The sequence below is a fragment of the Micromonospora sp. NPDC049089 genome, assembly GCF_040648775.1.
Classification (GTDB): domain Bacteria; phylum Actinomycetota; class Actinomycetes; order Mycobacteriales; family Micromonosporaceae; genus Micromonospora.
In genome coordinates this window covers 24,394-48,353 of sequence record NZ_JBEZEH010000018.1, presented here as the reverse complement: position 1 = coordinate 48,353, position 23,960 = coordinate 24,394, and the positions used below count along the sequence as shown (strand labels likewise).

18 protein-coding genes and 1 pseudogene are annotated in these 23,960 nt (G+C 71.7%); 10 read left to right on the top strand and 9 right to left on the bottom strand.

The annotated features are described in order from the left end of the window. The 4 genes and pseudogenes from AB0B48_RS05835 to AB0B48_RS05820 all read left to right on the top strand — a co-directional run. Window positions 1–337: pseudogene (locus tag AB0B48_RS05835) on the top strand (hydroxymethylbilane synthase); the annotation flags it as partial. Continuing rightward, window positions 334–1,914, top strand: coding sequence for a uroporphyrinogen-III synthase (locus AB0B48_RS05830; protein WP_355005750.1), 1,581 nt, complete (start codon window positions 334–336; stop codon window positions 1,912–1,914). The pseudogene AB0B48_RS05835 and the gene AB0B48_RS05830, both read left to right, overlap by 4 nt. Window positions 1,915–1,934: 20 nt before the next feature. Next, window positions 1,935–2,918: a porphobilinogen synthase gene (gene hemB, locus AB0B48_RS05825; protein WP_355005749.1), complete on the top strand. Its 984-nt coding sequence runs from the start codon at window positions 1,935–1,937 to the stop codon at window positions 2,916–2,918. A gap of 538 nt (window positions 2,919–3,456) precedes the next feature. Continuing rightward, complete coding sequence (locus tag AB0B48_RS05820; protein WP_357196460.1) at window positions 3,457–3,945, top strand: helix-turn-helix transcriptional regulator; 489 nt, start codon at window positions 3,457–3,459, stop codon at window positions 3,943–3,945. Window positions 3,946–4,013: 68 nt separating this feature from the next. On the opposite strand, the gene AB0B48_RS05815 is transcribed toward AB0B48_RS05820, so the two are convergent. The 3 genes from AB0B48_RS05815 to AB0B48_RS05805 form a co-directional block, all read right to left on the bottom strand. Then, complete coding sequence (locus AB0B48_RS05815; RefSeq protein WP_357196457.1) at window positions 4,014–7,292, bottom strand: lamin tail domain-containing protein; 3,279 nt, start codon at window positions 7,290–7,292, stop codon at window positions 4,014–4,016. A gap of 92 nt (window positions 7,293–7,384) precedes the next feature. Then, window positions 7,385–8,401, bottom strand: coding sequence for a GNAT family N-acetyltransferase (locus AB0B48_RS05810; RefSeq protein WP_355006076.1), 1,017 nt, complete (start codon window positions 8,399–8,401; stop codon window positions 7,385–7,387). A gap of 75 nt (window positions 8,402–8,476) precedes the next feature. Beyond that, window positions 8,477–9,988, bottom strand: coding sequence for a lytic murein transglycosylase (locus tag AB0B48_RS05805; protein WP_357196454.1), 1,512 nt, complete (start codon window positions 9,986–9,988; stop codon window positions 8,477–8,479). Window positions 9,989–10,025: 37 nt separating this feature from the next. On the opposite strand from AB0B48_RS05805, the gene AB0B48_RS05800 reads away from it, so the two are divergent. Continuing rightward, window positions 10,026–10,238 (top strand): zinc ribbon domain-containing protein, encoded by a 213-nt coding sequence (locus AB0B48_RS05800; protein WP_112674337.1) that lies wholly within the window; start codon window positions 10,026–10,028, stop codon window positions 10,236–10,238. A gap of 152 nt (window positions 10,239–10,390) precedes the next feature. Next, on the top strand, window positions 10,391–13,231 hold the full coding sequence (locus tag AB0B48_RS05795) for an NB-ARC domain-containing protein (protein WP_357196451.1): 2,841 nt from the start codon (window positions 10,391–10,393) through the stop codon (window positions 13,229–13,231). Window positions 13,232–13,416: 185 nt separating this feature from the next. Here AB0B48_RS05795 and AB0B48_RS05790 read toward each other — a convergent pair whose 3' ends face one another. Together AB0B48_RS05790 and AB0B48_RS05785 are read right to left on the bottom strand one after the other, a co-directional pair. After that, on the bottom strand, window positions 13,417–13,953 hold the full coding sequence (locus AB0B48_RS05790; protein ID WP_357196448.1) for a phospholipase: 537 nt from the start codon (window positions 13,951–13,953) through the stop codon (window positions 13,417–13,419). Window positions 13,954–14,133: 180 nt separating this feature from the next. Then, window positions 14,134–15,792: a family 10 glycosylhydrolase gene (locus AB0B48_RS05785; protein WP_357196445.1), complete on the bottom strand. Its 1,659-nt coding sequence runs from the start codon at window positions 15,790–15,792 to the stop codon at window positions 14,134–14,136. A gap of 201 nt (window positions 15,793–15,993) precedes the next feature. Here AB0B48_RS05785 and AB0B48_RS05780 point away from each other — a divergent pair, with 201 nt between their 5' ends. Further along, entirely contained in the window at window positions 15,994–17,490 is a 1,497-nt protein-coding gene (locus AB0B48_RS05780) for an amino acid permease (protein WP_357196442.1), read from the top strand. 241 nt (window positions 17,491–17,731) lie between these two features. Here AB0B48_RS05780 and AB0B48_RS05775 read toward each other — a convergent pair whose 3' ends face one another. The 3 genes from AB0B48_RS05775 to AB0B48_RS05765 all read right to left on the bottom strand — a co-directional run bounded on the left by AB0B48_RS05775 (window position 17,732) and on the right by AB0B48_RS05765 (window position 20,860). Continuing rightward, a complete protein-coding gene (locus AB0B48_RS05775) occupies window positions 17,732–18,457 on the bottom strand; it encodes a methyltransferase domain-containing protein (RefSeq protein WP_357196439.1) in 726 nt (241 codons plus the stop codon). A 418-nt stretch (window positions 18,458–18,875) separates the two neighbouring features. Next, window positions 18,876–19,184: a hypothetical protein gene (locus AB0B48_RS05770; RefSeq protein ID WP_357196436.1), complete on the bottom strand. Its 309-nt coding sequence runs from the start codon at window positions 19,182–19,184 to the stop codon at window positions 18,876–18,878. Window positions 19,185–19,222: 38 nt separating this feature from the next. Further along, window positions 19,223–20,860 (bottom strand): ABC-F family ATP-binding cassette domain-containing protein, encoded by a 1,638-nt coding sequence (locus AB0B48_RS05765; RefSeq protein WP_357196433.1) that lies wholly within the window; start codon window positions 20,858–20,860, stop codon window positions 19,223–19,225. A gap of 62 nt (window positions 20,861–20,922) precedes the next feature. Between AB0B48_RS05765 and AB0B48_RS05760 the strand changes: the two genes are divergently transcribed. From AB0B48_RS05760 to AB0B48_RS05750, 3 genes are all read left to right on the top strand, one after another. Continuing rightward, window positions 20,923–21,693 carry an ROK family protein gene (locus AB0B48_RS05760; RefSeq protein ID WP_124860484.1) on the top strand — a complete coding sequence of 257 codons (771 nt, stop codon included), beginning with the start codon at window positions 20,923–20,925 and terminating at the stop codon, window positions 21,691–21,693. A 130-nt stretch (window positions 21,694–21,823) separates the two neighbouring features. Then, window positions 21,824–22,192 carry a tetratricopeptide repeat protein gene (locus tag AB0B48_RS05755; RefSeq protein WP_357196430.1) on the top strand — a complete coding sequence of 123 codons (369 nt, stop codon included), beginning with the start codon at window positions 21,824–21,826 and terminating at the stop codon, window positions 22,190–22,192. 116 nt (window positions 22,193–22,308) lie between these two features. Further along, window positions 22,309–22,563: a Smr/MutS family protein gene (locus AB0B48_RS05750; RefSeq protein WP_007465523.1), complete on the top strand. Its 255-nt coding sequence runs from the start codon at window positions 22,309–22,311 to the stop codon at window positions 22,561–22,563. 55 nt (window positions 22,564–22,618) lie between these two features. Here AB0B48_RS05750 and AB0B48_RS05745 read toward each other — a convergent pair whose 3' ends face one another. Next, complete coding sequence (locus tag AB0B48_RS05745; protein ID WP_357196427.1) at window positions 22,619–23,788, bottom strand: helix-turn-helix domain-containing protein; 1,170 nt, start codon at window positions 23,786–23,788, stop codon at window positions 22,619–22,621. Window positions 23,789–23,960 lie beyond the last annotated feature (172 nt).

Below are 23,960 nucleotides of genomic sequence, written 5' to 3'. Positions count from 1 at the left end.
CGCGGCGCCCGCGGAGCCCCACCCCCCCCCGTCGGGTCCGGCGCACCCGGGTTACGGGGCGTGTGCCCCACCCCTGGAGGCCGGGTGCAGCGCACCCGTCGCCGCCTATGCCGAACTCGCCGAAGGCGAGACCGGCGATGAGATCTACCTGCGCGGGGCGGTGATCAGCCCGGACGGCACTCGTGACCTCCGGCTGTCCCGCACCGGAACGCCCGCCGACGCGGCGGAGATCGGTAAGGCACTCGCCGCCGAACTCCTCGACCTCGGCGCCGACTCGATCCTCGGCCACGAAGGACACACCGGCCCGGGGACCCAGCAATTTGGGAGCACAGAATGACCCGCACCCGTAAGCCCGTCGGCCGTATCGCGTTCGTCGGGGCTGGCCCCGGTGACCCGGGCCTGCTGACCCGTCGGGCCCACGACGCCCTGGTCGACGCCGACCAGGTGATCTACGACCGGGGAGTCCCGGAGTCGTTGCTCGCCGTCGTGCGCGCCGAGGCCTCCGCTGATGCCGAATTCACCCCGGCCGAGGGCGCGCCGGGGGACGTGGCGAAGGTGCTCATCTCCGCGGCCCGCTCCGGGCTGAACGCGGTGCACCTGGTCGCCGGCGACCCGTTCGGGCACGACTCGGTGGTCAAGGAGGTGCAGGCGGTGGCCCGCACCGCCGCCCACTTCGAGGTGGTGCCCGGCGTCGGCCAGGCCGAGGGTGTGGCCACCTACGCCGGGGTCCCGCTGCCGGGTGTGCGTACGGCCGCCGACGTCGAGGACGTCAGCGTGCTGGACTTCGAGGCGCTGGCCACGGCCGTCGGCCGGGGTTCGCTCGCGCTCGCCGTGGACGCCGGTGACCTCGCCGCCGTCCGGGACGGGCTGCTCGCCGCCGGGGTCGACGGCACCACCGGCGTCGGGGTGACCGGCGACGGCACCGGCGAGACCCAGTACACGACCACGTCGACAGTGGACAGCTTCGTGGCCGCCGCGCTCGGCTTCACCGGCCGGGTGGTGCTCACCGTCGGTGTGGGCGTGGGGCAGCGCGACAAGCTGAGCTGGTGGGAGAACCGCCCGCTGTACGGCTGGAAGGTGCTCGTACCCCGGACCAAGGAGCAGGCCGGCGCGATGAGCGCCCGGCTGCGAGCGTACGGGGCCATCCCGTGTGAGGTGCCGACCATCGCGGTCGAGCCGCCGCGTACCCCGGCGCAGATGGAGCGGGCGGTCAAGGGCCTGGTCGACGGCCGGTACGCCTGGGTGATCTTCACGTCGGTGAACGCGGTCCGCGCGGTCTGGGAGAAGTTCGCCGAGCACGGCCTCGACGCCCGGCACTTCGGCGGCGTCAAGATCGCCTGCATCGGTGAGGCCACCGCGGATTCGGTCCGCGCGTTCGGCATCCAGCCGGAGCTGATCCCCGCCGGGGAGCAGTCCTCGGAGGGCCTGCTGGCCGAGTTCTCGCCGCACGACGAGATCCTCGACCCGGTGGGCCGGGTGCTGCTGCCGCGCGCCGACATCGCCACCGAGACGCTCGCCGCCGGGCTCACCGAGCGCGGCTGGGAGGTCGACGACGTGACCGCGTACCGGACGGTGCGGGCCGCTCCGCCGCCCGCCGAGATCCGCGACGCGATCAAGTCGGGCGGGTTCGACGCGGTGCTCTTCACCTCGTCCTCCACCGTGCGCAACCTGGTCGGCATCGCCGGGAAGCCGCACGCCCGGACCGTTGTTGCCGTCATTGGGCCCAAGACGGCGGAGACCGCGACGGAGTTCGGCCTGCGCGTCGACGTCCAGCCGCCGCACGCCTCGGTGCCCGACCTGGTGGAGGCGCTTGCCGCCTACGCCGTCGAACTGCGGGAGAAGCTGGCCGCCATGCCGGCCAAGCAGCGCCGTGGCTCGAAGGTGCAGGGTCCGACCGCTCTGCGCTTCCGGTAGTCGTTCGAGGAGGGCCTGCCATGTCGTACCCCGAGATCCGGCCCCGCCGGCTGCGCCGCAACCCGGCGGTCCGCCGGCTGGTGTCAGAGACCCGGGTCGACCCGGCCGAGCTGGTCGTGCCGATGTTCGTGAAGGAGGGGCTGACCGAGCCCCGCGCCATCGGGTCGCTCCCGGGGGTGCTCCAGCACTCCCGGGACTCGCTCCGCAAGGCGGCGGCCGAGGCGGTCCAGGCCGGTGTCGGCGGGATCATGCTCTTCGGCGTGCCGGAGCAGCGGGACCCGACCGGCTCCGGCGGCATCGACCCGAACGGCATCCTCAACGTCGCCATCCGCGACGTGGTGGCCGAGGTGGGCGACGCCACAGTGGTGATGAGTGACCTGTGCCTCGACGAGTTCACCTCGCACGGGCACTGTGGGCTGCTCACCCCCGACGGTGAGGTCGACAACGACTCGACCCTGGCCGCGTACGCCGACATGGCGGTGGCCCAGGCCGCCGCCGGGGTCGGCATGGTCGGACCGTCCGGGATGATGGACGGCCAGGTCGGCGTGGTACGCCGGGCCCTCGACGCCGCCGGGCACCAGGACGTCTCCGTGCTGGCGTACGCGGTGAAGTACGCCTCCGCCTTCTACGGCCCGTTCCGGGAGGCGGTGGAGTCGGCGCTGGAGGGCGACCGGCGCACCTACCAGCAGGACCCGGCCAATCTGCGTGAGTCGCTGCGCGAGGTCGCGTTGGACGTGGCCGAGGGCGCCGACCTGGTGATGGTCAAGCCGGCGCTGCCCTACCTCGACGTGGTGTCGGCGGTGCGGGCCGCGGTGGACGTCCCGGTCGCCGCCTACCAGGTCTCCGGTGAGTACGCGATGGTCGAGGCGGCCGCCGCGAACGGCTGGATCGACCGCGAGCGGGTGATGCTGGAGACGCTCACCTCGATCAAGCGGGCCGGTGCGCAGGTCATCCTCACCTACTGGGCCGTCGAGGCCGCTGGCCTGCTCCGCCAGCGCTACTGAGCGGCCCGTCCGCGGCCATCCTCTCCCGCCGTGCGCCGATCGTGACGCGCACGGTGGGCCTTGACGCGGCCGTGACCGCTGGGGCCTGGCTCGCGCGGGGTCCAGTTCTTGTCGGCCGGATCCCGGCTCCTGACTGCGGCGGATCCCGGCTCCTGACTGCGGCGGATCCCGGCTCCTGACTGCGGCGCATCCCGGCTCCTGACTGTGCCGGATACCGGCTCCTGGCTGTGCGGATCCCTGGCTCCGATGTCTCCACGGCTGCCTTTGCTCTGCACCCGCGGATGCGCCAGCCACGGTCTTAGGCCGGCGCTGACCAGGATGGCGCATATCAGGGTGCAGAGCAAAGGGGATAGGTCAGGGATTGCCTCCCCGCTCCGTCGCGCGGACGACGTGCTGCTCAAAGCCCACGACTTCGTCGCCCGAGCGGAAGCCACCCTCGCCATGATGACGGTTGTCCCGTTGTCCACAGGTCCTTCCGTTGTCCACAGGCCAGCCGAACGGGACTGCGAGAAACGGGGCGAGCCGGGACGGTGGAGGCATGGACGACCTACCGAGCGAGCCCTCCGACACCCTATGGCCGGTCGTTGGCATCGTCCGGGCGGCCCGTCGCCACGCCGACCTCAGCCAACGTGAGCTGGCCCGACGGGCAGGGGTGCACCACGCCACCATCGGCCGCATCGAGGGCGGTCGGACTGTTCCGAGCATCGAGCTGCTCTGCCGGATCATCGACGTCGCCGGGTGTCGGCTGGCCGTCGTCGACGACCTCGGCCGGGTGCTCATGCCGATGCGGGACTGGGACGACACGCGTGACGGTGCGGGGCGCCGCTACCCGACGCACCTGGACACCATTCTCGACCCGAAGCCGGGGGAGTGGTGGGCGGACATCTATGGGCTGGCCCGCCCGCCCGAGACGTTCTACCGCAACCGGGAGGTCCGTGACGCGATGCGTCGGCGTAGCCAATGGGAGGTGCGGGTAGCCAAGCACCGCGGCGATCCACCACCGCCACAGCGCTGGCGGTACGACTGACCGCGGGACGGACGACGGCCCGCCGCCCCCGGGCGGGGTTCGGCGGGCCGCCGACGACCGCTCCAGAATCAGTCGTCGTTGGTGATCGTTCCGGTCGCGAGTGGATCAGCCAGCCGCAGGCCGGGTACGCCGGCCACCAGCAACGTCAACTTCTCGTCCGCCTCCCGCTTGCGGTCACCGCGCACCGACACCGGGAACGCCACCGACGTCTGCCCGGCGGCCAACACCTTGCAGCCGGCGTACGGGTCGAAGTCCGAGCCCACCTGCGCCGTGAGGCCGACGGTCGCGGCGCAGAGCAGCACCGACTGGGACAGCGGCCGAGACACGGTCGCGGTGAAGGTGAGCTGCCGGGTGCCCTGGTTGCCCTCGGTCACCGCCGAGTCGGCCACTGTCAACGACGCCCGGGACCGGAACCGCGCCACCTGCGGGTCGTGGTCACTGGAACCTCGCGACCCGTCACCGGCGAACTCCGCCGGCCAGTCGGCGTTGATGTGCGCCGCCCGCACCTGCACCAGGTCGCTGTGGAACGCGTCGTTGACGAACAGGTGGTCGAGAGTCTGCGCGTGCCCCTCGAAACTGTACGAGTAGGCCGAGGCCGGAACGTCCGCGACGAGGTCGTCCCACAGGTTGCGCAGGCCCGCCTCGTAGAGCGGGGCGAGCTGGTCCGACGGCGTGGGCTGCTCACCGGTCGCGATGGGATCGTCCGGGCGCGGGAAGACGTTCAGGTCCCCGCCGTAGACCACCCGGGCGGTCTGGTCGGCCTCCTCGATCGCGGTGACGATCGCCGCACCGTAACGCGCCTGCTCACGCCGCTGCCCGACCCGGCTGTCCGGGCCGGAGGAGTAGTGGTTGCTGAGCGCGTACAGGGTGAACCGCTCGGCCGAGCCGGGCGCCGCGGCCACGCTGAACTTGCCCAGCTGCGGAGCACGGGTGAAGACATTGCTGCCGTCCCGACCGGTCGAGGTGTCCACGTCCGCCGGCAGCACCGCGTTGAGGGCCTTCGGGTTCTGCACGTCGGCGTTGGTCGGCAGCCCCGCAGCCCGGTACTGAACGGTCGGTGTCGCCCCCAGCAGGGGGTCCGCCGCCGTCGCGGCCGCCAGCGACACCCGGTCCGTGCGGTACAGGAAGGCCGCGGTGATACCGCGAGCGTCCGCGCCGGTCCGGTCATAGGCGGCGGCGTACGCGGGCCCACCGGCCGCCGTCACCGCGAGCGCCAACTCCTGGATGCTGTCCGGAGCGCCATCGGCGTTGTTGGTGTCGCCGCAGCTCAGCGCCGTCCCGGAGATCGTGCAGATGTCCTGGTCCTCGGCCTCCTGCACCAGGATCAGATCCGGTGCGTGCAGGTCCTTGACGATCTGATCGGCGAGGGCGGCCAGTTGCTCGCGGTATTCCGCCTCGCTGGCCGGGACGTAGTCGAACGGCGGGGAGACACCCACGCAGCCGGCGTTGCCGGCGAAGTCGCAGCCGTCGAACGGGTCGTCGCGGTAGTCGTACAGGTTCTCCACGTTGTAGGTGGCCACGGCCACCTCCTGCGACCGGTCGGCCGGCTTGGGCGGGTTGTTCTTCGACGGGTCGGCCCCGGCGGCGAACTCCGCCCGCTCGACCTGGACGCCGTACTTCTCGAACGAGTAGTAGACCCCGCCCACCGCGTCCGCCCGCAGCGTGTCGAAGGTGTGCGTCGGCGGAAGCAGTGCGGCGCTGTCCCCGGCGGTGGCCTTCACGCCCATGCTGCCCAGCAGCGTCCGCTGGCCGTTGCCGTCGTCGAAGCGGCGGGTCGGGTCGTTGTCCAGCGGGTGCGAATCACGGAAGACCCGCCGGGAGTACGGGTCGGCGCGGTCCAGCAGCGGGTCGTCGCGGTCGACCACCCACAGCTCCGCGTCGGCGGTAGAGGAGAAGACGTCCCGGCTGCTCACCGCGCCGCTGCCCGCGCGTACCCGCATCCGGGAGCCCTCGTGCCGCTCCCAGAAGCGCTGCGCGTCGGTCAGCACGGCCGGCGGCACCGCGTCGGCCACCGCGACCGCGGTGTCCAGGACCAGCCCACCGCCGATCAGGCGGACCAGCGACGCGCCGGAGAGCTGGGTGAAGTTGTAGTACTCCGACACCCGCGCCCGCAGCACGACCTCGTCGCCGACCGTCGGCACGTAACCGCCGATCAGCGAGGAAAACGTACCCATGAACACGAAGATGCCGTCGGAGCTGGTCGGATCGCCGTCGGTGTCACCAACGCGGCTCTGCAGGAAGAAGCCGTGCTGCTCCGCTCCGGCCGAGGTGCGGGCCAGGGTCAACTGGGTGATCACGCCGCGTACGTCGTACAGGGCGCTGCTCGTGCCGTTGCCGCTCGCCGGTGCGAGCGGTGACCGGTCGCTCGGACCGGACTCGGTGTCGGTGGTCGGACCCTGCACCTCGCCGACGGTCAGCTCCCGGGTCACCTGCACCGCCAGTGCGCAGCTCGCGGTGCCACCGCCCGCGTCGGTCGTGGTCAGTGTGACGGTGTACGCCCCGGCGGCGAGGTCGGCGCTCACACCGACCGTGGCCCGGGCGGTGCCGCCCACCCCGTCGGCGGGGGTGAACGCGGTACGGGTGATCGAGCCGGAGGTCGGGCTCGGGTTGATCGCGGTCACCGCCAGGTCGACGATCGTGTCGTCGGGGTCGGCGGCGGTCACCTCGCGGCTCACGGCCGTGCCGGCGGCGGTGACCAGTGACCCGCCGCAGGTCAGCGTGGCGGGCACGTCGACCGGGCCGCCGCCGTCCACGGTGTGCGCGCCCAGCCCGTCGAAGGTGTCGACGGGGAAGCCGGCCCACTGTGCGGCGGGGTCGAACGCGTCCGACGGGTCGGTGTCACCGGCGGCAACGCTCGCCAGCCGGCGCAGGGTGTTGTCAGCGGTGCTGGTGACGCCGGCGCCCCACTCGGTGCCCGGGTCGACGCCCACCTGGCCGATCGAGTCGAGCACTGTGGTGCCCCGGCGCAGCACTATCGCGTCGTCACCGTTGAAGAGGCTCGCCCCGGTGGTCTGGTCAGCCTGGGCGAGGATGGCGGTCCCGGCCGAGGCGCTGGCGAACACGAACGCGTCACCGGCCGCCACGTTGCCGGTCAGGGCGATCGTGGTGGCCGTGGTGGAACCGTTGAAGTAGAGCTGCAACTGGTAGCCACCGGCCGCCAGGTCGACAGCGGCGCCCGTGCCGTTGAACAGCTCGATCGCCTTGTTGTTCGACGAACCCTCGACGTACTCCGAGATGAACAGGTCGGTGGGCGCGGCGCTGGCCGCGGTGGGTGCGACGCCGAGCGCCGTGACTGTCACGGCGGCGGTGGCGGTCGCGAGCGCGGCGAATGAGCGGCGCGGGCGCATAGGGCCTCCACGATGGGTGGATGGGGGTCAACGCACGTTAAGGTGCGCGACTGTCCACCGTCCATCCCCTAATGGACAGTTTCGTGAATTTCTCAGCGCGGTGGATCGAGGCGGTGCACCAGCTCAGCGACGTCGACGCTGTATTCGCACCAGTCCCGGTCGGGGCGGTAGCCCAGCTCAGCGTTGACCTTCAACATCGCCTCGTTGGCCTGCGCGTTCCAGGTCTGCACCTCGATCAGCTCCGGCTCGGCGGAGCGCAACTCCAGCAGCATCCGCGCCTTGATCGCCCGATCGATGCCGTAGCCCCGGTGATCCTGCGCGACGATCGTGTCGTACTGGTCGGCGCGGGTCGGGTGCTGTGCCGGCACCACCACCTCGGTCAGGCCGGCCACCTCGCCGCTCTGCTCGTGCCGGGCGAGCACGATGTACGGCTTCATGCCCCGCCGGTGCAGCGTGTCGAGGCTGTCCCGCAGTCGCTCCGGGTCGTAGGAGCTGGGGCGCAGCTCACCGTCGTCGACGTCGCGCACCTCGGCCTTGGCCCGCGCGTACGCCTCGATCAGGTCGTCCGGCGGCCCGCCCGGGAAGAACTCCAGCTGGTAGCCCGCCCCGATGCCGGTGGCCATCTCGGCCAGCTCGGCCCAGTCCACCGCCGTCAGGTCGAGCACGCTGCGCGTCTCCACGTACTCCCGGGTGAAGCCGAGCGACTCGTAGAACCCGACCGCCGGCGTGTCGCCGACAACCTCGACCCCGATCGACTGGAAACCCTCCTGGTAGACCCGGCGCGCGGCACGCAGCACCAGGTCACGGCCGAGGCCGGTGCGCCGGGCGGACGGGTGCACCAGCACCTCGAGCACGCCGATGTCACCCAGAAGGAGTACGTGCACCTGGCCGATCACAGCGCCCGTGTCGCCCGGATCCGTCGGCTCGGCCTGGGCGATCCAGGAGATCCGCCGCTCGCCGGGCATCACCTCGGCGAGGTACTCCCGCAGCGAAGCCTCCCGCCAGGGCGGATCCTGCGGCAGGTCGGCCGCCAGGACCGCGTTCAGCGTGGCCAACAGCGACGCGATCTCGGCGGACGACGCGGTCCTGGGGTCCCACTCGCGCACCATCACCCGTCTAGCTTGCCGCTAACAGAGGCCCGGGGGAAGTGTCCAGTTCTCCAACGTATCGAGACGATCACTTCACTAGCGACTGGCCCGTCCGTACCGGTTAGCGGTGTCGTAGACGTCCTGGGCGTACCGCCGTACGTCGTTGTAGGAGAGGATCGCGTTCCACCAGTCGCCCGCGATGCTCAGGTTCCGACCGCCCTTGCAGAGGTAGTTCCCCGCTGCCAGGGCCGCGTCGTCCAGGTCGTGCGGGTCCTTGACGCCGTCGTTGTCCGCGTCCGCGCCGATCTCCTGCCAGGTGGTCGGGATGAACTGCATCGGCCCGATGGCGCGGTCGAGGGTCGAGTTCCCGTCGAGCGCCCCACGGTCGGTGTCGATGATCCGCATCCGGCCGTCCTTGCCGTCCAGCGGCAGCCCGAAGATGTTGGGTACCGCCTTGCCGTCCTGCCCCAACTGCGCCCCGTTGGTCGACCCGTGATCCGATTCGACCTTTCCGATCGCGGCCAGCGTGGTCCAGCTCAGCGCACAGCTGCGGTTGGTCTGGGCGAGCACCAGCTCGGCGTACCCGTACGCCTGCATGGCCACCGCCGGGACACCGACCTTGGCACCGACCTGCTGCGCCCAGCCGGCCAGGGCGTCCGACGGTCGGCCGCCGACCACCGACCCGGTCGGCAGCCCGTTGCCGGGCAACCCGCCGGTGGGCAGCGGAAGGGTCGGCAGTGGTCCGGTCGGCAGCGGCCCGGTGGGCAGCGGGCTGGTCGGCAGGCCGGAGGGCATCCCAGGCGCTGCCACCCCGCTCGGCGCGGCCGAGGCGTCGACGGCGACCGGGCGCGGTGCACGGATCGTGGCCGGTACGAGCAGCGCTCCCACCGCACCGGTCGCCGCCACCAGTGCCAGCAGGAAGACACCGGGCAGGGTCAGCCGACCACTCGGCCGGCGCGCCCAGGCGCGGGTCGCCTGGGTCGCTGCGGCTGCTGCCCGACGGGGCGGCAGCCGTACCGCGTGCGCGAACTGCACCCGCCGTCGGCGCGCCGGGTCGGACGCCGGCACGGCCGGGATCTCATCCACAGTGGTCTTGGCCGGACCTGCGGCACCGGTCTTCGCGGCGTCGGCGGGCGCGTCGGCGCTCGACGCGCCGGCCGCCTTCGACGCGGCCGGACCACTGGCGCTGCCGTCCGCCTCCGCGGCGTCGGCTTTCGCGGCGTCGGCTTTCGCGGCGTCGCCCTTCGTGGCGTCGGCCTTGGATGCCGCGGCCAGGGGGTCGGCCGCGGGGCTTGCGGTCGGGACTGATCCGGCCGGAACCTCCGTGCCGGTGGCGCGGGAGTCCGCTTCGGACCCGGCGGAGTCGGCTGCGGAGGACTTCACCGCTGGCGGAACCGCCGTGGCGGCTGGTGGCGTGGTGGTCGCTGGCGTGCTCGACGCGCCGGCGGAACGCCCGCTCAGCCAGGGGCGGCGGGGGCGGGGCACTTTGCGCGCCTGGTCGGGCGCGGCCCCGGAGCCTTCGAGCGGCCCGTCCAGCGGCGCGGCCGGTCGTAACGGTTGCACACGCGTGTCGTCCTCGCCGTCCACCACCTGTCGAGTATCACCCATGCTCCGCGAACCGTCAGATCCACGTACCCTGGGTGGCATGCCCCGGTACGAGTTCCGCTGCCGCGCCTGCGGCGACACCTTCGAGGTCAACCGTTCGATGGCGGCGGCCGGCGAGCCGGCCAGCTGCCCTCAGGGACACGCCGACACGGTCAAGCTTCTTTCCGCGGTCGCGGTCACCGGTCGCAGCGGTGGTGCTCCGGCACCCGCCGCTGGTGGTGGTGGCTGCTGCGGCGGCGCCTGCGGCTGCTGATCGGGTCAATTCGCCGCCGCCTGGTGGGCCAGCCTTGCCGGGAGCGGGTCCGAGTGGCACGTTGAGGCGGCACTTGCCCGGCCGTTCTCACGATGTGTGATCGTTCGGACTCAGGCAGCATGAACCCGACGTCACGGGCGGAGGTTCCTCGCATGTCGCCACGGATCCAGCTCCCGAGCGGTTGGGTGACCTTCGTATTCACTGATATCGAGGGCTCCACACGGCTGGCTCAGCTGCTCGGCCCGGACTACCGCCCGGTGCTCGCCGAGCATCGACGGCTGCTGCGCCGCACGCTGGCCAGCACCGGTGGCGCGGAGCTGCTGACCGAGGGCGACTCGTTCTTCCTGGCCTTCGAGGAAGCTTCCGCGGCGATGACCGCGTGCCTGACCGCTCAGCGGGCACTGTCCAGCCACGACTGGCCCACCCCCGAGGCCGCGCCCCGGGTGCGGATGGGCCTGCACACCGGCTATGCCGAGCCACGCGACGGCGAGTACGCCAGCGCCGAGGTGCACCGGGCCGCCCGGGTGGCGGCCGCCGCGCACGGCGGGCAGGTGCTCTGCACGGCGTCCACCGCCCGTCGGGCCGAGCCGATGCCGCCGGGTGCGACCCTGCTCGACCTGGGGCTGCACCGGCTACGCGGCTTTGACGACCGTGAACGGCTGTTCCAACTGGTCGCACCGGGTCTGGAGCGACAGTTCCCCCGGCCCCGCACCGCTGACGCGGTGCCGCACAACCTCCCCACCCAGGTCACCTCGTTCGTCGGCCGGCAGGCCGAGCGCATCGAGCTGAGCCTGCTAGTGCGTCAGAACCGCCTGGTCACCGTGCTGGGCGCCGGCGGCGCGGGCAAGACCCGGCTCGCGGTGGAGTTGGCCAGCGGAGTTGTCGAGGCGTACCCGGACGGGGTCTGGTTTGTCGACATCGCCTCGGTGACCGACCCGGGGTTGGTGGCGTTCGCCATCGCCGCTGTGCTCGGCCTGCGTCCCGAGCCCGGTCGGCCGATGCTGGACACCCTCGTCGAGTACGCGGCCGGCCGTCGGATGCTGGTCGTACTGGACACCTGTGACACCCAACCGGCCGCCTGCGCCGAGGTGATCGCGCGGCTGCTGTCCGGTGGAAGCGGCGTACGGGTGCTTGCCACCAGTCGCGAGTCGTTCAGTCTGCCCGGCGAGGTGGTGTGGCGGATTCCGCCGCTCTCGGTCGACCCGCGCGCGGACGGCGCGGAGAGCGACGCGGTGGCGCTGCTGCTGGACCGTACGGCTGCGGCCCGTGGTGGTCGGCAGCCGGACCCGGCCGAGTCCGCCGACCTGCGTCGGGTCGTGCAGCGGTTGGACGGCCTGCCGCTCGCCATCGAGCTGGCCGCCGCCCGGCTACGGGTGCTCTCGGTCGGTCAGCTCGCCGAGCGCCTGGACGACGTCCTCGGCACCCTGGACGCCGGCCGGGAGGACCCGGATCCGCCGCCGGTGGAGCGGGGCTGGTCCGGCAACCAGCAGGACACCGTGGACCTGGTCGCCGCGGCGGCCGGAGCGTCGCCACCCTCACCGGCCAGCCGAGCGGTGCATCGCTCGGCCACCGAACGGCATCTGACCATGCAGGCCACCGTCACCTGGTCCTACCGGACGCTGGGGCCCCGGGCCGCCCGCCTGCTGCGGTGGCTGGCGGTCTTCGCCGGCCCGGTGGATCTGGCGACGGTGGAGTGGCTGCTGGGTGACGATCCGCTGGACCCGCTGTCGGTCCTTGTGGACAAGTCGATGGTGTTGGCCGAGCCGCGTGCCTCCGGCAGCACCTACCGGATGCTCGACCCCATCCGGGCGTACGCGGCGCGACGGCTGGCCGAGGCGGGCGAGGAGCAGGCCGCCCGGGACCGGCACGTGGCCTGGTCGGCGCACGCGTTGGACCGGGCCCACCTGGGCCAGGACGGCCGGCCGGTGACGCTGTCGCTGTATGCCCTCGATCCACTGGCCGGGGAGCTGCGCGCCGCGCTGCGGTGGTGCGCCACCGGCGGCAGCGCCCGTGCCGGTCTCGGCCTGGCGGGTGGGCTTGACCAATGGTGGCTGGAGCGGGGCCTGGCCCGCGAGGGGCGGCTGTGGCTGTTCCGGCTGTACGGACGGATCGCTGAGACGGGGGAGCGGATCCCGGAGGCGGAGCTGGCTGCGGCGTACCACATGCATTCGCTGCATGCCAGCGCCGACGGTGAGTTCGCCGAGGAACTGCGCTACTCCCAGCGGGCGGAGGCAGCGGCCCGGCAGGCCGGCGACGCCGGGTTGCTGGCTCGGGTGCTCGCCGGCCGGGCGGCACCGCTCGTCGACATGGGGCAGTTCGCCGAGGCCGAACGGGTGTGCCGGGAGGTCATCGACTGGGCGCACGGGCAGGACGTGGTCGGTGAGGCTCTGTTCGCGGTCTTCAGCCTGGCCGAGCTGCTCTGGCGGCGGGGTGCCCTGGAGGAGGCCGCGGAGCTGCTGGGCGCGGTGCGCCCGGTGGAGGCCGCCCGGCCCGTGGAGCGGGGCCGGCGTTCGGTGGACATGCTGCTCGGCATGGTCGCGCTGGCCCGCGGCGACGTGATCGCCGCACACGAGCATCTGCTGGTGGCGCTGCGCTCCCGGATGGGTCACGGCTACCACGGGCGGGCGTGCGACACCTTGAACGCGATAGCGGTGCGCTGCGCGATCGGCGGGGAGCGGTTGACCGCCGCCCGCCTGTTCGGGGCGGCGCAGGCCACCCGGGCGAGCATGCGGGCCACCCCCGGCATCTTCGGCGGTTACTGGGCCGAGCAGCAGGGGGAGTTGCGCGCGGTGCTGGGCGACACGGCCTTCGACGACGCGTACGGCGAGGGTGCGGAGCTGGGGCTGGACGAGGCCGCGGCGCTGGCACTCGACGTGGAACACCCGGACCTGGCGGCGGACTCGACCCGCTTCAGCACCGGCCTGTCCCAACCAACCCCCCGCCGTCCCGCCGACCCCGACCGCCACCCAGCCACCCGAACCGAACGCGCCTAACCCCACCCACCCTGCCCTGCCCCCGCGCCCCCGCCCTGCCCCGCCGATCTTGCACTTTCTGTCGTGAGATACCGGTGTCAAAGCGGCATATCGACAACCGAAAGTGCAAGATCGCGGGGCGCGAGCGCGGGCGCGGGCGCGAGGCGCCAGGTGCGAGGGCGCGGGGCAGGGCTCGGGTTGCGGGGTTAGTGGGTTGCGGCGTTGGCTTCGGCTTGGGCCTTCATCCGGGCGGCGCGGTCGATGTCGGCCTGCTGGACGGCCGCTACCGAACCGAAGATGCTGACCGCCTGGTAGTAGGTCCAGGCCAGGCTGTAGCAGGCCGGTCGGACGACCGAGTTGTACGTGGTGCAGACGCGCTTCAGGTCCTCGTAGAAGGCGTTGTCGAGGCGGGACTTGTTTGCGGAGAACTGGCCGACCGCCTTGTAGTTGCGGTAGCCGAAGTCGTGCCGGTAGCAGCCCAGGTTGAAGGTGAAGCCGAGCGGGTTGTCCGGGCTGGACGAGCAGTAGTCGGTGGACCAGTTGAAGTTGTAGTCGGCCCAGGGTGCCCGGTTGACCCGGGCGCTGTTCCACGAGTTGTAGCTGGACGCGCTGGTCTGGGTCCAGCTGGACAGCACGGAGAGCTTCTGGGCGGGGGTGACGGCGGCGGCGGGTGAGGCGATGGCGAGGGTGGCGAGCAGCGCTGACGCGCCCGAGGCGAGCAGGGTGGCGAGACGTCGGGGCACGGGTTACCTCCGCGGGGGTGAGCGGGTGGGACGGAAGTTACCGGCGGGTTACCGGATGTCGATGAGTGTCGATCAGCTGATCAACTAGGTGGTATGCGCATCGCCAACTATTGGTGACATGCGTCGAAACAGACGAATGCCCCGGACGCACGGGGCGTCCGGGGCATTCAGAGAGAACGGTCAGCGCAGGACGAATGCCGGCGGGCTGGCGGGGCTCTCGTTGGCCGACCGGTCCACCGCGGTCAACTGGTAGGTGTAGCGCCGACCGGGCTCGGCCGAGGTGTCCACCCAGGACTGGACGCTGCCGGGCGTGGCCCGGACGGTGTCGACCAGGTGCGCGGCGTCGGCAGTGGCGCACCGGCCGGGCACTGTGGTGCCGTCGAACCGGTAGATCGCGTACGAGGTGGCGGTGCCGAGCGGGCCGACGCCGTCGGCGGGCTGCCGCCAGGTGAGCCGGACGCCGTCGGCCTGCCGGGTCGCCTTGGTGACCACCGGGAAGAGCAGCGGTCGCGCCGGCAGGTGGGGCATGGCCGGCACCAGCGCCGGTCGGGAGTAGTGCTCACTCGCGTAGATGTCGGTGGCACCGAGCCGGTTGGCCCGTACCTGCACCGCGGAGAAGTGCACGTTGCCCTGCACCTCCGGGTACGACCGGTTGAGCGTCAGGTGGTCGGACAGCTCACGCGAGTTCTGCCAGTACGGCCCGTACGCCGGGTCTCCGCTCTTGTAGTCGGCCTGGCCGATGTAGAGCTGCACGCGGGTGCCGCGCACCGTCTCGGCCCACCACGGCACGAGGCGCGCGTAGTCGGCGGCTGGGTACTGGCCGATGTACCAGTAGAGCTGCGGCACCACGTAGTCGACCCACTCCTGCTTGATCCATTTACGGGTGTCGGCGGAGATGATGTCGTACGACTGGCTGCCGGTGGTGTCCGAACCGAGCGGGTCGGCGGTCTTGTTACGCCAGATGCCGAACGGGCTGACGCCGAACTTCACCCACGGCTTCGCCGCCTTGATCTTGCCGTTCATCTCCTGGATCAGCAGGTTGATGTTGTCCCGCCGCCAGTCGGCCCGGTCGGTGAAGCCCCGGTTGTGGGCCGCGAAGGTCGCGTCGTCCGGCACCTGGTACGTGCCGCTGGGGTAGGGGTAGAAGTAATCGTCGAAGTGGACGCCGTCGATGTCGTACCGCTTGACGGCGTCCATCATGGCGGTCTGGACGAACTCGCGTACCTCGGGGATTCCGGGGTTGTAGTAGAGCCGGCTGCCGGCCACGCCGGCCGGTGGGTAGGCGAAGGTCCAGTCGGGGTGCTGCTGGGCCGGGTGGCCGGGGGCGAGCTGGGCGAGGTCCGCGCCGGCGCCACCGGGGGCCGGCATGGAGACGCGGTACGGGTTGAACCAGGCGTGGAACTCCAGGTTCCGCTTGTGCGACTCGTCGACCAGGAAGGCCAGTGGGTCCCAGCCCGGGTCCTGGCCGCGTACTCCGGTCAGGTACTCCGACCAGGGCTCGTACGGCGAGGGCCAGAGCGCGTCGGCGGTGGGCCGGACCTGCACCACGACGGCGTTGTGGTGCAGCCGCCCGGCCAGGTCGAGCAGCTCGCGGTACTCGGCCTGCTGCGCGGCGATCCGGTCGGGGCTGGTCTGGGACGCCTTGCTGGGCCAGTCGATGTTGACCACCGACGAGATCCACATGGCCCGGAACTGCCGTTTCGGGGTGGCCGGGTCGGTGGCGCAGGTGGTGGTGGTGGTGTCGGCCGCGCTGGGCGCGGCGCTCGCGGGGGTGGCGGTGACGAACGTACCGAGCAGGGCTGTGACCAGCCCGGCGACTCCGAGTCGGGTGGCTTTCATGCGGTGTGTCCCTTCGTTGGGGCTCCCGGATGCTTCGCGCGGTGCGCGGCAAGATTCGCCGTCGATGTCCGCGTCGATGGTAGGAAATTTTCACAATCTCGCCGACGCCGCAAGAGTTCGTGGTTGACCAATCGCTCCGCTGGGTAGCAACGCCGGTCACCGGCCGCCACGGGGTGGTCGCACGGTGGGAGGGGTGACCGGGTGTCCGTGCTGCGCACAAAACCAATCAAGGACGTGATAGCCCAGGGCGAGGCGGACGGCAGCGACGGCCAGTTGGGGCTGAAGCGACGGCTCGGCGCGATCGACCTCACCGGCTTCGGCATCGGCATCGTGATCGGCACCGGCATCTTCACGCTCACCGGAATCGAGGCCCGGGACAGCGCCGGGCCGGGCGTGGTGATCTCCTTCGCCATCGCCGGCGTGGTGGCCCTGCTCGCCGCCCTCTGCTACGCCGAGCTGGCCTCCAGCGTGCCGACCGCCGGCAGCGCCTACACCTACGCGTACGCCACGATGGGCGAGATCGTCGCCTGGATCATCGGCTGGGACCTGCTGCTGGAGTTCGCGCTCGGCGCCGCAGTGGTGGCCCGAGGCTGGTCCGGCTACCTCGCCGAACTGCTCGACCTGCCGACCCGATGGTTCGGCGAGGAGGGCAGCACCGTCAACATGGGCGCCATCGCCATCGTGCTGATCCTCGGCGTCGTGGCGATCGTCGGCATCCGGGAATCCGCCCGGATCACCAACCTGCTGGTGCTGGTCAAGGTGGCCATCTGCGTCTTCGTGGTGGTAGCCGGGCTGTTCTTCGTCAAGGCCGCCAACCTCACCCCGTTCATCCCGCCGGCCGAGCCCGCGGGCAGCGGCGACGACGGCATCAAGCAGCCGGTCACCCAGGCGCTCTTCGGGCTGGAACCGTCGGTCTTCGGCTTCGTCGGGGTGCTCAGCGCCGCAGCCGTTGTCTTCTTCGCGTACACCGGCTTCGAGGCCGTGGCGAACCTCGGTGAGGAGACGCGCAAGCCCAAGCGGGACCTCACCCTGGGTCTGCTCGGCACGCTGCTGATCTCCACTGTGCTCTACATCGGCGTCTCGCTGGTGGTGGTCGGGATGGTGCCGTACACCGAGATCGACCGGGGCGCCCCGATCGCGTCGGCCTTCGAGTCGGTCGGCGCGGGCTGGGCCGCAGTGCTGGTCTCCATCGCCGCGGTCGCGGGCCTGACCAGCGTCATCCTGGTCGACCTGGTGGCGATGGGCCGGATCGGCTTCGCCATCGCCCGGGACGGCTTGATCCCGCCCTCGATCGCGAAGGTGCACCCGCGCTGGGGCACCCCGTACCGGATCTCGGCGATCATGACGGTGGCGGTCGCGCTGCTGGCCGGCTTCCTGCCGCTGTCCGCGCTGGCCGACCTGGTCAGCATCGGCGCGCTCTGCGCGTTCGTCCTCGTCTCGCTGGCGGTGCCGATCCTGCGCCGCAAGCGGCCGGACCTGGAGCGGCCGTTCCGGGTGCCGTTCTCACCGGTGCTGCCGATCGTCTCGGCGCTGGCCTGCTTCTACCTGATGCTCAACCTGTCCGTGGAGACCTGGCTGCGGTTCCTGGCCTGGATGCTGCTCGGCGCGCTGATCTACTTCGGCTACGGCTACCGCCGCAACCGGCTGGCCCAGCACGAGCCCGCCGTCGCTCCGACCCCCCGTGAGCCGACTGCCTGACCCGAAGGTGCGGAAGGGCCCGATCGGCGGGGCCCTTCCGCGCGACCCGCGCAGCCACGACCAGTCCCTGGTGGCGTCCGCGCCGGCCTGGCACCGCGCGGACGGCGCGGCCGCGATGCGAGGCCGTCGCCCGCCTGGCCGTCCAACTCCTCGCCAATCGCCTGGACGGTGACCGCACCGACCCCGCCCAGGAACTCCGCGCCCCCCACCGCCTGGAACTCCGTGAGTTGACCCGGATCAGCTAGTCGAAGAAACGGGCCAGGTGGGACTGGGGTGCCGGGTCGGCGTCCGGGGGGAGAGGCGTCAGGTCGGCGAAGATCGAGGCGCCGTCGCAGCCCGCGTGCAGTGGGTACCAGCGCGGTGTCCCCGGTGGCCGCAACTGGCAGATCCCCTTGAAGGTCTGCACGTCCATCAGCCGGACGTGAGTCGGGTCGGCCACCGCGTTCACATGCCCCCACCAGGGGCTCATCACGTGCAGCACCCCACCGGGGCGGAGCACCCGGTGACACTCGTCGACCAGCGGCAGGAAGTCGATCAGGTGCTCCAGGATGTGCACCGCGAAGAGGACGTCCACCGAGTTGTCGGCGAGTGGCAGCGAGCCGGACAGGTCCGCCACCGCATCCACGCCGGGCGCCGGGTAGATGTCCAGCCCCAGGTTGCTCGACCACTGCTTGGTCGGCCCACAACCGAGGTCCACCACCACCGGTGCCCGCCCGCCGATGCCGACCCGGCACCAGACGCCGTAGACACCGGCCAGCCGTCCCACCAGGTCCCGCACCAGCCGTAGCTGGGCGGGCTCGGCGACATCACCGCTCAGATGCGCCACCCCCCGGTCGAACCGCACCTCGACCGCCAGGCCCCGCAACCGATCATCATGCTGGACCTGATCCGCCCATGCCTGGGCGAGGAAATCATCTATCGCCCGCAGCCGGTCGGCCGAGGGCGGAGTCTGTGCCAAAGCGACCATTCGGGCCACCTCCCGCCGCGCGATACCCGCAATCCCGCCCGTTATGCCCCACTCGTCCACCTCGCCGACCGCTGAGGCGCGGTCCGCCCGCGTGTCGCGCCTTGCGGGCAGATGCGCAGTCATCGTGATGTCACACAGTCATCACGATGACTCCACGACATCAGGGTCAACCCAGGCAGGCGCTTCAGGCCGGCAGGCGCTTCAGGCCGGCATGCGCTTCAGGCCGGCACGCCTTTCACGCTGGGCACGGGCTTCGCGCAGGCATCGGCTGAGCGGCCGGCACCGGCTGAGCGGCCGGCACCGGCTTCGCGCCCGGCACCGGCTGAGCCGCGAAGCGGTCCACGCGGCTGACCCCGACGCACGGAGGGCAGGTCGCCTCGCCGCCGGCCGGGGAGGGGGTCGCCTCGGAGCGGTCGGGTCAGCCGGAGATGGTGCGTCGGCCGCCGCGCATTCGCTGGCGGGGTGGCGGGTCGGCGGGCTTCGGCCGCTTCAGGTGGTAGCGGTGCAGTTCGTGGTTGCCGGGCAGGGACGGGTCCTCGCTCATCGCGACCAACTCCCAGCCCTGATCGCCGGCCCGGTTCAGGTGGGCCAGCGAGGTGTCGCCGTACGGCGTCACGTCGACCATCGAGCCGTCCGGGCCGTACCAGACGAAGACGACCTCCCAGCCGAGGTCGGTGGTCGCGGCCTGGCGGCGGCGGACCAGCAGGGCGTACTCCCACTTGAGCATGGCGTCATTCTCACCCCGCGCCGGCCCGCGGGCACGGATCAATCCTCGGCGATCCGCCCGGCGTCGACCCGCAGTCGCCGGTTGGTCTCGATGGCCGCCAGCATCCGCCGGTCGTGAGTGACCAGCAGCAGCGTTCCGGGGTAGCTGGCCAGCGCCGATTCGAGCTGCTCGATGGCGGGCAGGTCCAGGTGGTTGGTGGGCTCGTCCAGCACCAGCAGGTTCACCCCACGGCCCTGGAGCAGGGCCAGCGCGGCCCGAGTGCGCTCACCGGGGGAGAGGGTGGCCGCCGGCCGGGGCACGTGCGCCCCCCGCAGGCCGAACTTGGCCAGCAGGGTCCGCGCGTCCGCCGGCGACAGGTGAGGTACGGCCGCCTCGAACGCGTCGATCAGCGGCATGTCGCCGAGGAACAGCCCGCGGGCCTGGTCCACCTCGCCGATCACCACGCCGGGCCCCAGCGAGGCGGTGCCCTCGTCCAGCGGCAGCCGGCCCAGCAGCGCGGCCAGCAGGGTGGACTTGCCCGAGCCGTTCGCCCCGGTCACCGCGACCCGGTCCGCCCAATCGATCTGGAGGTCCACCGGGCCGAGGGTGAAGCCACCACGGCGTACCACGGCTCCGCGCAGCGTGGCCACGACGGCGCCGGCGCGGGGCGCGGCGGCGATCTCCATCCGCAGCTCCCACTCCTTGCGGGGCTCCTCGACCACGTCGAGCCGTTCGATCAGCCGATCGGTCTGCTTGGCCTTGGCGGCCTGCTTCTCGCTCGACTCGGCTCGGAACTTGCGGCCGATCTTGTCGTTGTCGGTGGCCTTGCGGCGGGCGTTCTTGACGCCCTTCTCCATCCAGCCACGCTGGGTCCGGGCCCGAGCCTCCAGCCCAGCCTTGGTCTCCGCGTACTCCTCGAAGTCCGCGCGGGCGTGCCGGCGGGCCACGTCGCGCTCCTCCAGGTACGCCGCGTAGCCGCCGCCGTAGTGATTGACCTGCTGCTGCGGCAGGTCCAGCTCCAACACACGGGTCACCGTGCGGGTGAGGAACTCCCGGTCGTGGCTGACCAGCACCGTGCCGGCGCGCAGCCCGGTGACGAACTCCTCCAGCCGCTCCAGCCCGGCCAGGTCCAGGTCGTTGGTCGGCTCGTCGAGCAGGAACACGTCGTACCGGCTGAGCAACAGCGACGCCAGCCCGGCCCGAGCCGCCTGACCGCCGGAGAGCCCCGTCGTCGGGTGGTCCAGGTCGACCGCGAGCCCCAGGTCGGCGCTCACCTGCTCGGCACGTTCGTCCAGGTCCGCGCCGCCGAGGGCGAGCCAGCGCTCCAGCGCGTCGCCGTACGCGTCGTCGGCGCCCACCGCCCCGGCGGTCAGCGCCTCGGTCGCCGCGTCCAACGCCGCCTGCGCGGCGGCCACCCCGGTCCGGCGGGCCAGGAAGTCCCGTACCGTCTCGCCCGGTCGCCGTTCCGGCTCCTGCGGCAGGTGCCCGACGCTCGCGGTGGGCGGGCTGAGTCGCACGCTGCCGGCCTCGACCGGCAACAACCCGGCGAGGGTACGCAGCAGCGTCGACTTGCCGGCCCCGTTCGGCCCGACCAGCCCGACCACGTCGCCGGGGGCGACCACCAGGTCCAATCCGGCGAAGAGCGGGCGGTCGCCGTGTCCGGCGGCCAGGTCCTTGACGATCATCGTGGCGCTCATCAGGACGGCAGCCTATCCGGCCGCCTGCATATCACCGCTCCCCAGCGGGCAGACTCAACGACGTGGTGACCACACTGGCGATCGACTGTGGCGGCGGGGGCATCAAGGCGTCCGTGCTCGACGAGGCGGGAACGATGCGGGCCCGGCCGTTGCGGGTGCCCACCCCGTACCCGTTGCCGCCCGCGCTGTTTGTCCGGACCCTGCTGGATCTCGGCGGGCGCCTGCCAACGGCGGACCGGCTCACTGTCGGCGTACCCGGGATGATCCGGCACGGAGTGGTCGTGAGCACGCCGCACTACGTGACCCGCAGCGGCCCCCGCAGTCGGGTCGACCCGGACCTGCTCGCCGAGTGGTCCGGCTGGGACGCGCGCGGCGCGCTGGCCGACGCGTTCGGGGTGCCGGCGCTGGTGCTCAACGACGCCGAGGTGCACGGTGCCGGAGTGGTCGCCGGCACCGGCTGCGAGCTGGTGCTGACCCTGGGGACGGGGCTGGGCAGCGCGCTCTTCGACGGCGGGGTGCTCGCACCGCACCTGGAGCTGTCGCACGCGCCCGTGCGCTGGGGCACCACCTACGACACGTACGTCGGCGAGCCGGAACGGCGGCGGCTCGGCGACGCCTTCTGGTCCCGTCGGATCCGGCAGGTGGTGGACGGGCTCCGCCCGGTGTTCCGCTGGGACCGGCTCTACCTGGGTGGGGGCAACTCCCGACTGATCCGGCCCGAGCAGCTGGCCCGGATGGGCGACGACGTGGTGGTGGTGCCGAACACCGCCGGAATAGTCGGCGGTGTCCGCGCCTGGGAACTTTCCGCCGGACGACGCAACGCCCGCACCTGACCGTTCGACGCCTCTTCGGCGGCCATCAGCGGCCGGAAGTGACCCGATCTCGACCCCGGGAACAGTCGCCAAACGTGCGGTGTTGTGCCAGCGTCGGAACAGGTGACGGTGCGACCCGAGGAGGTGGCAGATGGATCTTCTGGCGGACTACCGGCGGGCGACCATGTTCTTCGAGACCGGTGACCCCAGCGGTGCAGCCCGACTGCTGGAGCCGATCATCGACGCCGAACCCGGCAACGCTGCGGTCCGGCAACTACTGGCCCGGGCGTACTTCCAGTCGGCCCAGCTCAACCGGGCCGAGGAGCACCTGCGTGAGCTGGTTAAACGGGACCCGAGCGACCACTACGCGCACCACGTGCTCGGTCGGACGCTGGAGCGGCTGAACCGGCACACCGACGCGCTGCGGCACCTGCGGATCGCCGCAGCGATGTACGCGGCCAACGACGACTACCGGACCGCGCTGGAGCGGGTGGAGACCCGAGTGGGCGGCCGGCGCTGAGCGTGCGAGTCGACGTGGCAGGGGCGGCCCTTCGGGGCCGCCCCTTCGTCGTCGGACGACCTGGTGGACGTGCCTAGGATGGCGGACATGGGACCTGACCGGCCGGGGGCTGCGGCATGAAGCTCAAGCTGGACCTGCACGAGATCTTCAACAAGGGCCAGGACATCGACCGGGCGTTGCGCGGGATCATGGACGAGGCGGTGGCGAAGAAGGCCACTCTCGTCGAGATCATCCCCGGCAAGGGGTCCGGCCAGCTCAAGAAGCGAGTGCTGCGGTTCCTCGACCAGAAGGACGTCAAGCAGCTCTACCACCGGGTGGAGAAGGACTCGAAGAACTTCGGCCGCCTCTTCGTCCACTTCCGCTGGAAGTAGGAGCGCCACGGCCTCTGCCCTGCAGAGTAAGACGCCGGGAATTTGTCGCGAGCAGCTAACGAACCGCGTTCAGCGCCTCGCGGAAGTCGGCGGTGGCGTGCTCGTGCGGGTAGCGACGGTGCAGTTCGACGTCAACCTCGCCGGCGACCAGCAGCAACGACGGCAGGGACCGGCGAGTAGCAGCGAACGCCGCCACCCCCTGCTCAACAGCCCGATCCAGCTCCCCAGCGCGCAGGGCAGTGGCGGCGAGGGTGAGTCGGGCCTCGGCCATCCGCATAGGTGAGCGTTCGATGCCGTCAAGCCCAGCGCCGAGGCGCAGAACCTCGGTGGCGTAGTGGTCGGCGAGAGTGTCGTGTTCAGCGAGCCGGCAGATATCCATCGCGTAGAACAGCCATTTGCCCGGATCGACCTCGAAGTGGTTGTCGGGGCGGTCGGGCGCACCGAGTTCGTCGAGTAGCCGCCGACCTCGATCGAGTGCCATCCGCGCGCCTTTGCGGTCGCCGAGCCGTGCCCGCGATTTGGCTTCCTGTGCGATCAGTTGAACCCCCACCCGTTGCCGGCCGGCGACTTCCTGGCCGGTTTGGGCGGCGGTCAGCGCCGCCTCGTGTCGGGACTGGGTGAGTGCGAACCAGGCCGCCATCTCCCATGCCCAGCCGCTGATGTCAGCATGACCGGCTTCGTCGCCGAGCTGGCGGGCGGCGATACGGGTGGCTTCAGCGCTGGCACGCATGCCGAGGTCGTACTCGACACAGCCGATCAGTAGTGCCAGCCAGCCCGCGCACACCAACAGTTCGCGGTGCTGCCGTAGGCCGGTCGGTCGCTGTAGCAGCCGCGCTACCTCACGCAGCCAACCCTGACCTTCGGCGCGGAGTTCCCCGGCGTCGCGCCACCCGTACTGGCAGCACAGCTCGGTGATAGTCGCCTGCAACGTCTCGATGGTGGCGGGGGCGGTGTCGCTGGCGTGCATTCGATGTAGCAGTTCGACGGTCTCGGACGGCCGGGTGTCGGTGGCGGCGGCGACATCCAGGGCGGCGCATGCGATCAGTTCCCCGCGAGTGGCGAGGACGTCGTCGATTCGGCGGGCCAGATCCTCACCGGGGCGGCGACGGCCGTTCTCAAGCCGGGAGAGATGCCCCTTATCGGCGGGCAGCAGCTCGGCGAGCGCGGCCAGGCTGAGGCCGTGAGCTTCCCGCGCCTGTCGCATTCGGGCGCCGAATGTTGGCATGTCTCGCGCCTCCCGCCGGAGTTGCCGGGTTGCCGGCGCAGGTTGGCAACCCGCAACCCGTCGACCGAGGTCAGCGTACCGCCGCAGGGTGTACCGGACGAGCACGCGCGGTGACTGGTGGGAGGCGTGGTGGCAGTTCACGCGGAGCGGAAACCTCAATGGCCGGCGGATG

Bases quoted from the DNA above. Each gene is read 5' to 3' on its own strand.
- hemB (WP_355005749.1), top strand. From the start codon at position 1,935: ATGTCGTACCCCGAGATCCGGCCCCGCCGGCTGCGCCGCAACCCGGCG.
- AB0B48_RS05800 (WP_112674337.1), top strand. From the start codon at position 10,026: ATGCCCCGGTACGAGTTCCGCTGCCGCGCCTGCGGCGACACCTTCGAG.
- AB0B48_RS05750 (WP_007465523.1), top strand. From the start codon at position 22,309: ATGAAGCTCAAGCTGGACCTGCACGAGATCTTCAACAAGGGCCAGGAC.
- AB0B48_RS05795 (WP_357196451.1), top strand. From the start codon at position 10,391: ATGTCGCCACGGATCCAGCTCCCGAGCGGTTGGGTGACCTTCGTATTC.
- AB0B48_RS05775 (WP_357196439.1), bottom strand. From the start codon at position 18,457: ATGGTCGCTTTGGCACAGACTCCGCCCTCGGCCGACCGGCTGCGGGCG.
- AB0B48_RS05815 (WP_357196457.1), bottom strand. From the start codon at position 7,292: ATGCGCCCGCGCCGCTCATTCGCCGCGCTCGCGACCGCCACCGCCGCC.
- AB0B48_RS05770 (WP_357196436.1), bottom strand. From the start codon at position 19,184: ATGCTCAAGTGGGAGTACGCCCTGCTGGTCCGCCGCCGCCAGGCCGCG.
- AB0B48_RS05765 (WP_357196433.1), bottom strand. From the start codon at position 20,860: ATGAGCGCCACGATGATCGTCAAGGACCTGGCCGCCGGACACGGCGAC.
- AB0B48_RS05805 (WP_357196454.1), bottom strand. From the start codon at position 9,988: ATGGGTGATACTCGACAGGTGGTGGACGGCGAGGACGACACGCGTGTG.
- AB0B48_RS05745 (WP_357196427.1), bottom strand. From the start codon at position 23,788: ATGCCAACATTCGGCGCCCGAATGCGACAGGCGCGGGAAGCTCACGGC.
- AB0B48_RS05785 (WP_357196445.1), bottom strand. From the start codon at position 15,792: ATGAAAGCCACCCGACTCGGAGTCGCCGGGCTGGTCACAGCCCTGCTC.
- AB0B48_RS05810 (WP_355006076.1), bottom strand. From the start codon at position 8,401: ATGGTGCGCGAGTGGGACCCCAGGACCGCGTCGTCCGCCGAGATCGCG.
- AB0B48_RS05830 (WP_355005750.1), top strand. From the start codon at position 334: ATGACCCGCACCCGTAAGCCCGTCGGCCGTATCGCGTTCGTCGGGGCT.
- AB0B48_RS05820 (WP_357196460.1), top strand. From the start codon at position 3,457: ATGGACGACCTACCGAGCGAGCCCTCCGACACCCTATGGCCGGTCGTT.
- AB0B48_RS05755 (WP_357196430.1), top strand. From the start codon at position 21,824: ATGGATCTTCTGGCGGACTACCGGCGGGCGACCATGTTCTTCGAGACC.